This window comes from Pseudomonas sp. 2995-3, from assembly GCF_002742565.1.
Taxonomy (GTDB): Bacteria; Pseudomonadota; Gammaproteobacteria; order Pseudomonadales; family Pseudomonadaceae; genus Aquipseudomonas; species Aquipseudomonas edaphica.
In genome coordinates this window covers 768,584-783,414 of sequence record NZ_LJSB01000157.1, presented here as the reverse complement: position 1 = coordinate 783,414, position 14,831 = coordinate 768,584, and the positions used below count along the sequence as shown (strand labels likewise).

Genomic DNA, 14,831 nt, shown 5'->3' with positions numbered 1-14,831 from the left:
CGCTTAACCGAAGAAGCTCTGGCCGTTTTTGGCCATTTCACGCAGCTTCGCGGTCGGGTGGTACAGCGGGCCCAAATCAGCGTATTTGTCAGCCAGGGCAACGAACTCAGCCACACCGATCGAGTCGATGTAACGCAGCGCACCACCACGGAATGGAGGGAAACCAATACCGTACACCAGGCCCATATCGGCTTCGGCGGCGGTTTCAACGATGCCGTCTTCCAGGCAACGCACGGTTTCCAGGCACAGGGCGATCATCATCCAGTTGATGATGTCCTCATCGGACACCTCACGCTGCTCGTAGATGACCGGAGCCAGCACTTCGTGAACCGACGGGTCGGCCACTTTCTTCTGCTTGCCCTTCTTGTCAGCCTCGTAGGCGTAGAAGCCTTTGCCGTTTTTCTGGCCCAGGCGCTTGGCCTCGTAGAGCGCGTCGATCGCCGAGCGGCGGTCGTCTTTCATGCGGTCCGGGAAGCCTTCAGCCATCACGTCACGACCGTGGTGGCCCGTGTCGATACCGACCACGTCCATCAGGTACGCCGGGCCCATTGGCCAGCCGAATTTTTCCATAACCTTGTCGATGCGTACGAAGTCGACACCGGCGCTGACCAGCTTGGCGAAACCGCCGAAGTACGGGAACAACACGCGGTTGACCAGGAAGCCCGGGCAGTCATTGACCACGATCGGGTTCTTGCCCATTTTCTTGGCGTAGGCAACGGTGGTGGCAACCGCCAACTCGCTGGACTTCTCGCCACGGATCACTTCCACCAGCGGCATCATGTGTACCGGGTTGAAGAAGTGCATGCCGACGAAGTTTTCCGGACGCTTGAGGGCTTTGGCCAGCAGCGAGATGGAAATGGTCGAAGTGTTCGAGGCCAGGATAGTGTCGTCTTTAACCTGGCCTTCCACTTCAGCCAGTACGGCTTGCTTGACCTTCGGGTTTTCGACTACGGCTTCGACCACCAGGTCGACGTGACCGAAATCGCCGTAGGACAGCGTAGGACGAATGCCGTTAAGCACTTCAGCCATCTTCGCGGCGGTCATGCGACCTTTATCAACGCGGCCCACCAGCAGCTTGGCGGCTTCTGCCAGGCCTTGCTCGATGCCGTGCTCGTTGATGTCTTTCATCAGGATCGGCGTGCCTTTGGACGCCGACTGATAGGCGATACCGCCGCCCATGATACCGGCGCCCAGTACGGCAGCCTGTTTCACGTCGCGGGCGATTTCGTCGTAGGCCTTGGCCTTTTTCTTCAGTTCCTGATCGTTCAGGAACAGGCCGATCAAGCTTTGTGCTGCCGAGGTTTTCGCCAGTTTGACGAAACCTGCCGCTTCCACTTCCAGGGCTTTGTCGCGACCGAAGTTCGCAGCTTTCTGGATGGTCTTGATCGCTTCAACCGGCGCCGGGTAGTTCGGGCCGGCCTGGCCGGCCACAAAACCTTTGGCGGTTTCGAACGACATCATTTGTTCGATGGCGTTGAGCTTGAGTTTTTCCAGCTTCGGCTGACGTTTGGCCTTGTAGTCAAATTCGCCGCTGATGGCGCCTTTGATCAGGTTCAGGGCGGCTTCAGCCAGTTTGTCCGGGGCAACCACGGCATCGACTGCACCGACTTTCAGCGCGTCTTCGGCACGGTTTTCTTTACCGGCGGCGATCCACTCGATCGCGTTGTCAGCACCGATCAGGCGCGGCAGACGCACAGTGCCGCCGAAACCTGGGTAGATGCCCAGTTTGACTTCAGGCAGGCCGATTTTGGCGGTGGCCGACATGACGCGGAAGTCTGCAGCCAGGCACATTTCCAGGCCGCCGCCCAACGCGATGCCATTGATGGCAGCCACGGTTGGCACGTTGAGGTCTTCGAAATCGCTGAAAATCTTGTTGGCTTCGAGGTTGCCGGCCACAAGCTCTGCATCGGGCAGCTTGAAGTTGTCGACGAATTCGGTGATGTCAGCGCCGACGATAAACACGTCCTTGCCGCTGGAGACGATCACGCCCTTGACCGAAGCATCTGCTTTGATGGTGTCTACGGCCTGACGCAGTTCGTTCAGGGTTAGACGGTTGAACTTGTTGACGGACTCACCCTTGAGGTCGAATTTCAGTTCGACGATGCCACTTTCAAGAGCCTTAACCGTGATGGCTTTACCTTCGTAAATCATCAACTGATCTCCACGATATGGAAGCTGAACAGTACACACTGGACGCTGGCCTATTGGTTGGACATTGATAGTTGCCTCAATGCTCATGCCAATCCGCCAGGCACACCCGCCAATGCGCTAGTCGGGGTTCTGTATGAGTCGTCTGACAGACAAACGCTCAATTCATACGCCCGTTTGATTTGGGTACGTCACCTTCATCCAATTCAGGGCAATTGTCAATCGCTCGAAAGGCCAGGAAAAACGCGACTTTCCAGTCAGTTCAGAACTCCACGCCCACGCCTGCGCCCTGTCAATATTCAAATATTCACAGAATCAATAATAAAAAAGATGTGGGAAAAGGCTGTACAGAATCGGATATGCCGCTAGGCTTGCGACAACCGCAAAGCGCCCCGTGATGAACACCCGGCGCGAGGAACACAGAATTACCGGCCTGCCTGGCCAACTCCAGCCCGATGATGATGTCGGGCTTTTTAATGCCTGTCTTTTAACGCTAATGGCGTCATGCCAGGGCCTTGAGCAGCGTATCGATGTCCTTCAGCACACTGGCCTCACCCTTCTCGCCCCAATACAGGGCGATCATTTGCTTGTCGGCCTCGACCTTGTAGACGTTGGCCGGCAACGTCGCAAAATGCGGCAACAACTTTTCATCCTCACACACTTCACGCCATTGATTGACCCATACGCCTGGCGACATTTGCCAATAACTCCACAGGGCCGGCGTGCTGCCGCGCCGTGGCCTGCAGTACTGCGCGCAGGGGCTCGGCGGCTCTTGCGCAAGCCAGTGCGGCCACTCCTGTGGCGCCAATTGCATGGCCAAACCGATGCGGCGCGCCTCCATGCGCAGGGCCATGCGCCCGCTCTGATGGCGCGACGGGCGCAGCCAGGCCAGGGGGCTAAGAACCACCAGAAGGATTGACACCACTATCCAGACCGTCATATGTGTACTCCCGAATTTCTAGATGCGCGGATTTGAGCTGACGCAACCCCATCCGCTTGAAACCAGCCATACTGAACTTATTGCAGTCTCCTGGAGGAACGCGCCATGCCCAACGAATATTCCTACAAACATATCCTGGTCGCGGTCGATCTGACCGAAGAGTGCGACCCGGTTATCAAGCGCGCTCAGGCTTCAGCAATCGCCAACGGCGCCAAGCTGTCACTCGTGCATATCGTCGAGCCCATGGCCATGGCCTTTGGTGGCGACGTACCCATGGACCTTTCCCAGTTGCAGCAACAGCAGTTTGACCAGGCCAAAGAGCGCCTGGACCGTTTGATTCTCAAGTACCCGCACTTGAAAAAGGAAGACTGCCACCTCACCTACGGCCAACCGCGCCAGGAAATCCATCACCTGGCCAAAGAGCAGAACTGCGACCTGATCGTGGTCGGCAGCCATGGTCGTCATGGCCTGGCGTTGTTGCTGGGTTCTACCGCCAATGACGTGCTGCACGGCGCGCCGTGTGATGTGCTGGCGGTGAAGCTGGTAAAAAGCGCGTAAGGCCGATGAAGATCTAATGTGGGAGCTGGCTTGCCTGCGATGCAGGCACCTCGGTGCTTCAGGCAGACCGAGGTGAGGCTATCGCAGGCAAGCCAGCTCCCACATTTCGAATCGCATTTCATATAAAAAGCCCGGCGATCATACCGATGAGCGCCGGGCTTTTTTATGGCGTGCGAATCAATCAGGCATCCAGCTCAGCCCAACGCTCCATCAGCACTTCCAGCTCCTGGTTCAACGTTTCCAGGGAAGCAATCACCTTGGCGGTTTCCGCCGCCGGGCGCAGGTAGAAACCCGCGTCAGCCATGTCTGCTTCTACCGCAGCGATCTGCTGTTCCTTGGCGTCGATATCACCCGGCAAGGCTTCCAGCTCGCGTTGCAGCTTGTAGCTGAGCTTCTTCTTGGCCGCCGGTGCAGCTTCCGCAACCGGTGCAGCAGCAGCGGCCACAGGCGCCACGACTGCCGAGGTCAGGTCGGCCTTGCCGGACTTGCTCTCGGTCACGCCCAGCAGGCGCGGCGAGCCGCCCTGACGGATCCAGTCCTGGTAACCACCGACGTATTCACGCACCTTGCCTTCACCTTCGAAGACCAGGGTGCTGGTCACCACGTTGTCGAGGAATGCCCGGTCGTGGCTGACCATCAGCACGGTGCCGTTGAAGGTCAGCAAAACCTCTTCCAGCAGCTCGAGGGTTTCCACGTCGAGGTCGTTGGTCGGTTCGTCGAGTACCAGCAGGTTGGACGGCTTGCTGAACAGCTTGGCCAGCAGCAGGCGCGCACGCTCACCACCGGACAGGGCTTTGACTGGCGTACGCGCACGCTGCGGGCTGAACAGGAAGTCGCCCAGGTAGCTCAGCACGTGGCGGCTCTGACCGTCGATGTCGATAAAGTCGCGGCCTTCGGCGACGTTGTCGATCACGGTCTTTTCCAGGTCCAACTGATGGCGCAACTGGTCGAAGTAGGCCACGTCGATGCGCGTGCCTTCTTCCACGGTGCCGCTGGTCGGTTGCAGGCCATTGAGCATCAGTTTGAGCAAGGTGGTCTTGCCGGTGCCGTTGGCGCCCAGCAGGCCGATACGGTCGCCGCGCTGCAGGACCATCGAAAAGTCCTTGATCAGGAACGGGCCATCCGGGTGGTGGAAGCTGACATTCTCCAGCACCATCACCTGCTTGCCCGACTTGTCGGCGGTGTCCAGCTGGATATTGGCCTTGCCGGTGCGCTCGCGGCGCTCACTGCGCTCAACACGCAGGGCTTTGAGGGCGCGTACACGGCCTTCGTTACGGGTGCGACGGGCCTTGATGCCCTGGCGGATCCAGACTTCTTCCTGGGCCAGCTTCTTGTCGAACAGCGCGTTGGCGGTTTCTTCAGCGGCCAGCGAGGCTTCTTTGTGTACCAGGAAGCTGGCGTAGTCGCCGTTCCAGTCGATCAGGCCGCCACGGTCCAGTTCGAGGATGCGCGTGGCCAGGTTTTGCAGGAAGGAGCGGTCGTGCGTGATGAACAGCACGGCGCCCTGGAAATCCTTGAGGGCTTCTTCGAGCCAGGCGATAGCGCCGATGTCCAGGTGGTTGGTTGGTTCGTCGAGCAGCAGCAGGTCGGGCTCGGACACCAGCGCCTGGGCCAGCAGCACGCGACGGCGCCAGCCACCGGACAACTCGGCGAGGGTCTTGTCGGCCGGCAGTTGCAGGCGGCTCAAGGTGCTGTCGACCAGTTGCTGCAAGCGCCAGCCGTCACGGGCTTCGAGGTCTTGCTGAACATGCATCAGCTTGTCCAGGTCGGCTTCGGTGACGCAGTTCTGCGCCAGGTGATGGTACTGCGCGAGCAACTCGCCAACGCCGTCGAGGCCTTCGGCAACCACGTCGAACACTGTCCGTCCGTCGGCCACCGGCAATTCCTGCGGCAATTCGCCGATCTTGAGGCCCGGCGCGCGCCATACAGAGCCGTCATCGGGCTTCTGGTCGCCTTTTACCAGCTTCATCATGCTGGACTTGCCGGTGCCGTTGCGGCCGATGATGCACACCCGCTCACCACGGGCGATCTGCCAGGACACCTTGTCCAACAACGGCATAGCGCCGAAAGCAAGGGACACATCGCTGAATTTGAGCAGGGTCATACGCTTCTCCAAAAACTGGGCGCGCATTCTACCTGACTTGAAGGTGGGATGCGGCCGGCATTTTTGCCACAGACACGTTCTGTAGGACATTTACGGTGAACTGCTGCCAGCCGGCCGGCAAAGCTTTCGCCAGCCGCTGGCAAAAGGCTAAGCTAGGGGCAATCAGTGTCGGCGGTGCCGGTGCTAGTCGTGATTTCTCTGCACGGACGTCTCATGCGCAGTCGCCTTTTCAACTTTTTATCTTGTCTGCTTCTTTCCGCCACCGCCGTTCAATCCGCCCAGGCCGTGGACCTCACCACCCAACGTCAGTATTACGATGAAGCCAAACGCGCCCTCGCCAAAGGCGACAGCGGCCCGTATATGCAATACAGCCAGGCCCTGGCCGACTACCCGCTCACGCCGTACCTGGCCTACGACGAGCTGACCGCGCGCCTCAAAACCGCGAGCAACGAGGAAATCGAACAGTTCCTCGCCAAAAACGGCGACCTGCCCCAGGCCAACTGGATGAAACTGCGTTGGTTGCGCTGGCTGGCCGACCGTGGTGACTGGCAAACCTTCGAAAAGTACTACGACGCCAAGCTCAATTTCGTCGAACTGGACTGCCTGCATGGCCAGTACCAGCTGACGCACAACCTCAAAGCCGAAGGCTACAAGACCACCGAAAAACTCTGGATGACCGGCAAATCCCAGCCGGCCGCCTGTGACGCCACCTTTGGCCAGTGGGCCGCCGATGGCCAACTCACCGAACAGAAAATCTGGGACCGCGCCAAGCTCGCCGCCGAAGCCCGCAACTACGCATTGGCCAACAGCCTGGTGAAAACCCTGCCAACCCTTGGCGCCCAAGGCCGCTTGATGATCGACGTGGCGCAAAAGCCCGACATGCTCAGCGACCCGTCGCGCTTCCTGCCGGCCAACGAGGCCATGTCTGACGCTGTGGGCCTGGGCCTGCGCCGCCTGGCACGCCAGGACCCGGACAAGGCCATGGCCCTGCTCGACGGCTATGCCAGCAGCATGCACTTCTCCCGTGACGAAAAAGTGTCGATCGCCCGCGAAATCGGCCTGACCCTCGCGCGCCGCTACGACCCACGCGCCCTGGACGTGATGACCAAGTACGACCCCGAGCTACGTGACAACACCGTCTCCGAATGGCGCCTGCGCCTGCTGTTGCGCCTGGCTCGCTGGGAAGATGCCTACCAGTTGACCCGCAAACTCCCGCAAGACCTGGCCACCACCAACCGCTGGCGATACTGGCAGGCGCGCAGCCTGGAACTGGCCGAGCCGAAGAACCCGCAGCCGCTGGTGCTGTACAAGAACCTTGCGCAGGAACGTGATTTCTACGGGTTCCTCGCGGCTGATCGCTCCAAAGCGCCCTACCAGTTGAAAAACAAACCCTTGGTGATGAGCCAGGCGCTGATCAACAAAGTGCGCAACACCCCCGGTGTGCGCCGCGCGATGGAGTTCTATGCACGCGGCCAGATTGTCGATGGCCGCCGCGAGTGGTACCACGTCAGCCGTCACTTCAACCGCGATGAAATGGTCGCCCAGGCCAAGCTGGCCTACGACATGAAGTGGTACTTCCCGGCGATCCGCACCATCAGCCAGGCGCAGTACTGGGATGACCTGGATATTCGTTTCCCGATGGCACACCGCGACACGCTGGTACGCGAAGCCAAGGTGCGTGGCCTGCATTCAAGCTGGGTGTTCGCCATCACCCGCCAGGAAAGTGCCTTCATGGACGACGCCCGCTCCGGCGTCGGCGCCAGTGGCCTGATGCAACTGATGCCCGGCACTGCCAAAGAAACCGCACGTAAATTCAGCATCCCACTGGCCTCCCCGGCCCAGGTGCTGGACCCGGACAAAAACATCCAGCTCGGCGCCGCCTACCTGAGCCAGGTACACAGCCAATTCAACGGCAACCGCGTACTCGCCTCTGCCGCCTACAACGCCGGCCCCGGCCGTGTGCGCCAGTGGCTGCGCGGTGCCGACCACCTGAGTTTCGATGTGTGGGTGGAAAGCATCCCGTTCGACGAAACCCGCCAGTATGTGCAGAACGTGCTGTCTTATTCGGTGATCTACGGGCAGAAACTCAATTCACCGCAGCCGCTGGTGGATTGGCATGAGCGGTATTTTGATGATCAGTAAGACTGACTGAAGTGCGATCAGCAGGCTTGCTGTGGCCAACAGGCTTCATTTGGGCACCAGGCTTTATGTGGCAAGTAGGCTTGATGTGGCAAGCAGGCTTGCCCTGCGCTGGAGTGCGAAGCGCTCCCCATTCAGCCCCGCCGCGGTGTAACTGATAGACCGAGTCGGCAGGTTTTGGGGCTGCTACGCAGCCCAACGCGGGGCAAGCCCGCTCGCCACATAGATCGAGCTAGCCTTGGTTTTTCACAACCTCACCGCCATCACTGAACTGCAACGCCGCTAACCGTGCATACAACGGATTACTCGCAATCAACTGTTGATGCGTACCAACTGCCACCAGCTTGCCTTGGTCCATCACCGCAATTCGGTCGGCGTTCTTCACCGTGGCCAACCGATGCGCAATCACCAGCGTGGTGCGGCCCTGCATCAGTTGCGGCAAGGCTTGCTGTATCAAATGCTCACTCTGCGCATCCAGGGCGCTGGTGGCTTCGTCCAGCAGCAGGATCGGCGCATCCACCAGCAGCGCGCGGGCGATGGCCAGGCGTTGGCGTTGGCCGCCGGACAGGCCCATACCGCCGTCGCCCAGATGGGTCTGGTAGCCGTCGGGCATTTGCAGGATGAAGTCATGGGCGTGGGCGATGCGTGCCGCGGCTTCGACCTGTTCGCGGGTGGCGGACGGGTTGCCATAACGGATGTTTTCTTCAACGCTGCCGAAGAACAGCGCCGGGCTCTGGGAAACCAGCGCGAAATGACGGCGCAGGTCCATTGGCTCGAGTTCGGTCAGCGGGTGGCCCTCAAGCAGGATGCGGCCGTGCTGCGGATCGTAAAAGCGCAGCAGCAAATCAAAGATCGTCGATTTACCCGCGCCGGATGGGCCGACCAACGCCAGGGTTTCACCGGGGTTGATGCTCAGGCTCAAACCGTCGATGGCGTAGCTGTCCGGCCGCGACGGGTAGGAAAAACGCAAGTCTTGCAGTTCCATACGACCGCTGACCCGCTCCGGCAACTGCACGCTGCCTTCGGCGGGTGCCTGGATGTCATTGCTCGACTGCAACAGTTCGCCAATCCGCTCAGCGGCACCGGCGGCACGTTGCAGCTCACCGAGCACTTCGCTCAGAGTGCCAACCGCACTGCCGACGATCAGGCTGTAAAACACGAACGCCGCCAGTTCACCGCCGGAAATCCGCCCACTGATCACATCCATACCGCCCACCCACAGCATCACCCCCACGGCGCCGAGCACCAGCATGATCACCAGTGTAATCAGCCAGGCGCGCTGCGCGATGCGTTTACGCGCCGTGGCAAACGCCTCTTCCACGGTGATGGCAAAGCGCTGTTCGTCCTGCACCTGGTGGTTATAGGCCTGCACGGTCTTGATCTGGCCAAGCGTCTCCGACACGTAACTGCCCACATCGGCAATACGGTCCTGGCTCAGCCGCGACAGGCTGCGCACGCGGCGACCGAAGATCAGGATCGGCGCCAGCACCAGCGGCAGCGCCACCACCACGATGCTGGTGAGCTTGGGGTTGGTGACAAACAACAGCACGATGCCGCCGATCACCATCAAGGCGTTGCGCAGGAACAGCGACAGCGACGAGCCGATCACCGATTGCAGCAACGTGGTGTCGGTGGTCAGCCGCGACTGGATTTCCGAACTGCGGTTGTTCTCGTAAAAGCCTGGGTGCAGGTAGATCAGATGATTGAAGACTTGCCGACGAATGTCCGCCACCACCCGTTCGCCGATCCACGACACCAGGTAAAACCGCGCAAACGTACCCACGGCCAGGCCCAGCACCAGCACCATAAACAGGCCAATAGACTGGTTGAGCAGGTGCGGCGACTGGGTCATGAACCCCTGGTCCACCAGCAGGCGAATGCCCTGCCCCATGGACAAGGTGATGCCCGCAGTGACGATGAGTGCCAACAAAGCACCCAGTGCCTGCCAGCGGTACGGCGCGATAAAGCGGCTGGCCAGGCGAATGGCACGGCGTTGACGGACTGAGAACATGGCGGGCATACCGATGAGGAACCTGTACACCAACATTGGGGGAACTTAGCTAAATAACAATGCGTCAGGTTAATTATGCCCGCCGATGTTGATGCCTAGAGGCTATCGGTCTAACGCCTGGGTGGAAATTTGTATCGGTTTCTGCTGGACTGGGCGTTCGAAGCGGTGATCGTGTAAGCAGTTGTAATAGCGCGGTCACGCGCAGGTATTAGATTAGGCACACAACCTGATGAGGAGACAGGCCATGACCTTGCAAAACAGCAGTGACGCCAAAATTGAAGTGATTCGCCAGCCGCAGCACCTGCCTTGCTCGTATATCGACGCCAAGGGCCGCGAAGTGCAGATTACCGAAGAAATGATCCAGCAAGCGTGCAGCGACCTGGAACAGCGACTGGTCAAACCTGCCAAGCAAGGCTGACGCGCCCACGCTCTTTCAGACCCGGCCTTGATGGCCGGGTTTTTTATGCCTGTTTTTTGTGGTCCGCCTTTTGTGGCGAGGGAGCTTGCTCCCGCTGGGCCGGGCTGGCGCTCCAGTGCGCAGCGCCCCTGAAAGCCTGCGACTGCTGCGCAGTCGAACGGGAGCAAGCTCCCTCGCCACAGGCGTAACAGTCCTATAAAGGCATGGCGCCCAATGCAGTGACGATGTTCGACAACACTGCCGACTCGCCATTGATCCGCACCTTCAAGCCATCTATCTCGCGACGCTCCGGGTAATGCTTGCGCAGCAGGTCGAACGCCTTGCGTTGCTCTTCCACGGTTCCCACAAGGCTGCGGCGCAAATCCGCATCATCGCGGCGCGGGTCGTACACACTGCGGCACAAGGTCGCCAGCGCCCAGGCCGGGTCTGTCGATGCATTCAAGTGCACCTCGGCCAGCCATGGCTGCGGCAACAAATCACTCAACTGGATACTGGGTTCCTGACCCATATGGGCGCACAAAGCCTGGTAGATCTGCGCGGTGCCACGCTGCTTGCCGTCGAGGCTGTAGCCGGCGATATGCGGTGTGGCCAGCACGCACAGGTCGGCCAGGTCGACGTCCACTTCGGGCTCGCCTTCCCACACGTCCAGCACGGCTTGCAGGTCTTCGCGCTCCAGCAGTACTTCGCGCAAGGCCGCGTTATCGACGACAGGGCCGCGACTGGCGTTGATCAGCCAGGTGCCGGGCTTGAGGCGACCAAGGCGTTCACGATCAAACAGGTGCCAGGTGGAGCCGTTACCAGACTTGGTCAGTGGCGTGTGCAGGCTGATCACATCGCACTGCTCGATAATCTGCTGCAGGCTGACGTAATCACCGTCTTCGGCAATCTGGCGCGGCGGGTCGCACACCAGCACGTTCCAACCCAGACCTTTAAGCACCTTGACCAAGCGCCCGCCCACTTCACCGGCACCGACGATGCCATAAGTGCGCTGGTTCAGGTCGGCGCCTTCGATTTCGGCCAGGGTCTGCAAGCTGCCCAGCACATAGTCCACCACGCCTCGGGCATTACAGCCCGGGGCGCTGGACCAGGTGATACCGGCCTGTTTGAAGTAATCCAGGTCCAGGTGATCGGTGCCAATGGTGCAGGTGCCCACAAAGCGCACTTGAGTGCCGTCCAACAAGGCACGATTGACGTTTGTTACCGAGCGCACCAGCAGCACATCGGCCTGCTCGACCGTGGCGCGGTCGATGGAACGCCCGGGTACGCGGCGAATCTCGCCAAACCCTTCGAAGAAGGCATCGAGCAGCGGGATATTTTCGTCGGCAACAATCAGCATGGCAGGCTCCTTTCGCGGACCAGCAGTGTACAGGGATGCGTGGTTCGAGTGTGGGAGCTGGCTTGTGTGGGAGCTGGCTTGCCTGCGATGGCATCACCTTGATCTTCCTGAAACACCGAGGTGCCTGCATCGCAGGCAAGCCAGCTCCCAAATGGGCCAGTTCCCACAGGGTTTTATCCTCTACCGGGAAAGCGCATTACAAATCAGCAACACAGGTTTTTTCCTGACCACTGCGTCAAGGCGTAGACTTCGCCGTCCTTTGCAACTCTTTTACTGGACAACCGCACGTGAACACCGCCACCGCCACCCTCTCCCGCCCCGCCCGCGTCAGTCGCGAGGTGCGCAGCCTGCTGACCCTGGCCCTGCCGATCATGATCGGCCAACTCGCCACCACGGCCATGGGCTTTGTCGATGCGGTGATGGCCGGGCGCGTGAGCCCGCGAGACCTGGCGGCGGTGGCCTTGGGCAACTCGATCTGGATTCCGGTGTACCTGCTGATGACCGGCACGCTGCTGGCCACCACGCCCAAAGTCGCCCAGCGCTTCGGCGCCGGTCACCACACCGAGATTGGCCCGCTGGTGCGCCAATCCCTGTGGCTGGCAGTGGTGGTGGGCATCACTGCCCTGCTGATGCTGATCAGCGCCGAGCCGATCCTGCACGCGATGAATGTCGACCCCGAGCTGATCAAACCCTGCATGGCCTACCTGCACGGCATCGCGTCCGGCATGCCCGCCATCGCCCTGTATTACGTGTTGCGTTGCTTCAGTGATGGCCTGGGCCGTACGCGCCCCAGCATGGTCATGGGCCTGTGCGGGCTGGCGTTGAACATTCCACTGAACTACGTGTTCATTTATGGCCACTTCGGTGTGCCGGCCATGGGCGGCGTGGGCTGTGGCTGGGCTACAGCCATTGTGATGTGGGTGATGATGCTCGGCCTCGCCGCCTGGACCCGCTGGGCACCGGCGTACCAGAGCAGCGAGTTGTTCAAGCGTTTCGACTGGCCGCAATGGGCCGTGATCAAGCGCGTGCTGGGCATCGGCCTGCCGATCGGGATCGCGGTGTTTGCCGAATCGAGCATCTTTGCGGTGATCGCCCTGCTGATCGGCAGCCTGGGCGCCAACGTGGTGGCCGGGCACCAGATCGCGCTGAACTTCAGCTCGCTGGTGTTTATGATCCCCTATTCGCTGAGCATGGCGGTCACGGTGCGGGTCGGCCAGGCATTGGGCCGTGGCGAGCCGCGTGAAGCACGCTTTGCCGCCGGGGTCGGCATGGGCACGGCACTGACCTACGCGTGCCTGTCCTGCAGCCTGATGCTGCTGTTTCGCGAACAGATTGCCACGATTTACACGCCTGACCCGCTGGTGATCCACGTGGCATCGATGCTGATCGTGTTTGCGGCGCTGTTCCAGTTCTCCGACGCGATCCAGGTCACCGCAGCCGGCGCGTTGCGTGGCTACCAGGACACACGGGTGACCATGGTGCTGACCTTGTTTGCTTACTGGGGCGTGGGGTTGCCGGTGGGTTATGCCCTGGGGCTGACCGATTGGCTGGGCGCAGCAAGTGGGCCGAGTGGGCTGTGGCAAGGGCTGATCGTGGGCTTGAGCTGCGCCGCGGCGATGCTGGTGATCCGCCTGGCACGCAGCGCGCGCCGGCGGATTCGCCTGGTTTAAGCAGACTTCTTGCGAATCCAGTACAGGTATTTGCCGGCCTGTTCCTGCTGATCCACCAGTTCGTGGTCAAGGAACACACAGAACTTGGGAATATCGCGGCGGGTCGACGGGTCGGTGGCGATCACCTTGAGCAAGCCGCCCGGCGGCAGGTCGCGGATGTGCTGGTGCAACATCATCACTGGCTCCGGGCAGTTGAGGCCGGTGGCGTCGAGGGTGCCGTCGACAGGCAATTCAATACTCATAATCACTCCTGAAACTGGCCCGCTCCAGTGTGGGAGCGGGCTTGCCCGCGATGACCGGGGCACATTCAACATAGATTTCAACCGTTATACCGCTATCGCAGGCAAGCCAGCTCCCACATTGGGTTTCAGCGACCTTTAGGTTTTTTTGCATCAACCAGCCGACGCAGGTGGCAAGTCACTTCCTCTCGGTCGTGATACAGCTGCTTGCAGCCGATTTCCACCCGAATACCACGAGCCTTGAAGCCGTCTTCGATGCGCTCAAGCAAACGCTTTACCTCAGCATAACGCTGCTTCATCGGCAGTTTGAGGTTCACCACCGCTTCGCGGCAATGCCCTTCGCCAATCCAGGTTTCCAGCAGCGCGGCGTTACGTGCCGGTTTCTCGACGATATCGCAGACCATCCAGTCCACGGGCTGCTTGGGCACGAAGGTAAAACCGTCGGCCATCAAATGCTGCACCAGGCCGGTGTCCATCAGGCTTTCGGCCATGGGGCCGTTGTCGATGGCGGTCACCAGCATGCCACGGTTGACCAGTTGCCAGGTCCAGCCGCCCGGCGCGGCGCCGAGGTCGACGCCGGTCATGTCGCCATGCAGGCGCTCGTCCCACTGATCGCGGGGGATGAAGTGGTGCCAGGCCTCTTCAAGCTTCAAGGTCGAACGGCTTGGCGCGTCACGCGGGAACTTGAGGCGTGGGATGCCCATCGGCCACATCGCCGAGTTGTTCGACTCGGCCAGGCCCATGAACACTTCGCGACCGCTTTTGAAGGTCAACAGCAGGCGCGGCTTGCTCGGGTCGTCCACCAGCTTGCCGGCGTTGAGCAAGGCTTTGCGCAGGTGCACTTCAAATTTCTTGCAGAAGTTCGACAGCTCTTTGCCGTCGTTGGTGTCGACCATCTCCAGCCACAGGCTGCCGCACACCGGGAATTCGCGCAGGTGGGCGAGGATCACGCTGATGCGGTCGGTTTCCGGCAGGTCGATGAATACCCCGCGCGCCCACTGCCTTGGGAAGATCAGCTCGGCAAAGCGCTGGCCGTGCATGAGGCGCTGGGCGCCGTCTTCTTCGGTGCAGACAAATTCGGCGCAGGCGCTGCCGGTCTTGGCCTTGGCGTAGCCGGAAACGTTCAGGCGCGCGGCGTGTTCCGCGATCTCGGAACAGACTTCGCCTTCAAAACCCGGGCGGCAGTGCATAAAAAGGGTGTTCATCAACTCTCCTGGTGACTCAACCGGCCTTGCGCTATCGCAATACCTGTCATGAAAACGCGCGCA

11 protein-coding genes are annotated in these 14,831 nt (G+C 60.6%); 4 read left to right on the top strand and 7 right to left on the bottom strand.

All coding sequences use genetic code 11. The annotated features are described in order from the left end of the window. Positions 1-3: 3 nt before the first annotated feature. Both fadB and AOA62_RS11320 read right to left on the bottom strand, forming a co-directional pair. Positions 4-2,151 (bottom strand): fatty acid oxidation complex subunit alpha FadB, encoded by a 2,148-nt coding sequence (gene fadB / locus AOA62_RS11330; RefSeq protein WP_099548674.1) that lies wholly within the window; start codon positions 2,149-2,151, stop codon positions 4-6. Positions 2,152-2,650: 499 nt separating this feature from the next. Beyond that, positions 2,651-3,088 carry a hypothetical protein gene (locus tag AOA62_RS11320; protein ID WP_017137416.1) on the bottom strand — a complete coding sequence of 146 codons (438 nt, stop codon included), beginning with the start codon at positions 3,086-3,088 and terminating at the stop codon, positions 2,651-2,653. A gap of 105 nt (positions 3,089-3,193) precedes the next feature. Between AOA62_RS11320 and AOA62_RS11315 the strand changes: the two genes are divergently transcribed. Further along, positions 3,194-3,646 carry a universal stress protein gene (locus AOA62_RS11315; RefSeq protein ID WP_099548673.1) on the top strand — a complete coding sequence of 151 codons (453 nt, stop codon included), beginning with the start codon at positions 3,194-3,196 and terminating at the stop codon, positions 3,644-3,646. A gap of 181 nt (positions 3,647-3,827) precedes the next feature. Here AOA62_RS11315 and AOA62_RS11310 read toward each other — a convergent pair whose 3' ends face one another. Beyond that, a complete protein-coding gene (locus AOA62_RS11310) occupies positions 3,828-5,750 on the bottom strand; it encodes an ATP-binding cassette domain-containing protein (protein ID WP_017137414.1) in 1,923 nt (640 codons plus the stop codon). 213 nt (positions 5,751-5,963) lie between these two features. Here AOA62_RS11310 and AOA62_RS11305 point away from each other — a divergent pair, with 213 nt between their 5' ends. Further along, a complete protein-coding gene (locus AOA62_RS11305) occupies positions 5,964-7,892 on the top strand; it encodes a transglycosylase SLT domain-containing protein (protein ID WP_017137413.1) in 1,929 nt (642 codons plus the stop codon). A 229-nt stretch (positions 7,893-8,121) separates the two neighbouring features. Here the strand turns inward: AOA62_RS11305 and AOA62_RS11300 are convergent, their stop codons facing one another. Beyond that, the gene (locus tag AOA62_RS11300) at positions 8,122-9,909 is read right to left on the bottom strand and encodes an ABC transporter transmembrane domain-containing protein (protein WP_178075634.1); all 1,788 of its coding nucleotides are present in this window, start codon (positions 9,907-9,909) and stop codon (positions 8,122-8,124) included. 235 nt (positions 9,910-10,144) lie between these two features. On the opposite strand from AOA62_RS11300, the gene AOA62_RS32025 reads away from it, so the two are divergent. Next, positions 10,145-10,318: a PA1571 family protein gene (locus tag AOA62_RS32025; RefSeq protein ID WP_017137411.1), complete on the top strand. Its 174-nt coding sequence runs from the start codon at positions 10,145-10,147 to the stop codon at positions 10,316-10,318. A gap of 193 nt (positions 10,319-10,511) precedes the next feature. On the opposite strand, the gene pdxB is transcribed toward AOA62_RS32025, so the two are convergent. Then, positions 10,512-11,654, bottom strand: coding sequence for a 4-phosphoerythronate dehydrogenase PdxB (gene pdxB / locus AOA62_RS11295; protein ID WP_099548672.1), 1,143 nt, complete (start codon positions 11,652-11,654; stop codon positions 10,512-10,514). A gap of 287 nt (positions 11,655-11,941) precedes the next feature. Between pdxB and AOA62_RS11290 the strand changes: the two genes are divergently transcribed. Continuing rightward, positions 11,942-13,324, top strand: coding sequence for an MATE family efflux transporter (locus tag AOA62_RS11290; protein WP_065929173.1), 1,383 nt, complete (start codon positions 11,942-11,944; stop codon positions 13,322-13,324). Here the strand turns inward: AOA62_RS11290 and tusA are convergent. Then, positions 13,321-13,566, bottom strand: coding sequence for a sulfurtransferase TusA (gene tusA / locus AOA62_RS11285; RefSeq protein ID WP_058419610.1), 246 nt, complete (start codon positions 13,564-13,566; stop codon positions 13,321-13,323). The two genes, AOA62_RS11290 and tusA, sit on opposite strands and share 4 nt — an antisense overlap. Before the next feature lie 125 nt (positions 13,567-13,691). Next, on the bottom strand, positions 13,692-14,768 hold the full coding sequence (gene rlmM / locus AOA62_RS11280; protein ID WP_017137407.1) for a 23S rRNA (cytidine(2498)-2'-O)-methyltransferase RlmM: 1,077 nt from the start codon (positions 14,766-14,768) through the stop codon (positions 13,692-13,694). Positions 14,769-14,831: the final 63 nt, after the last annotated feature.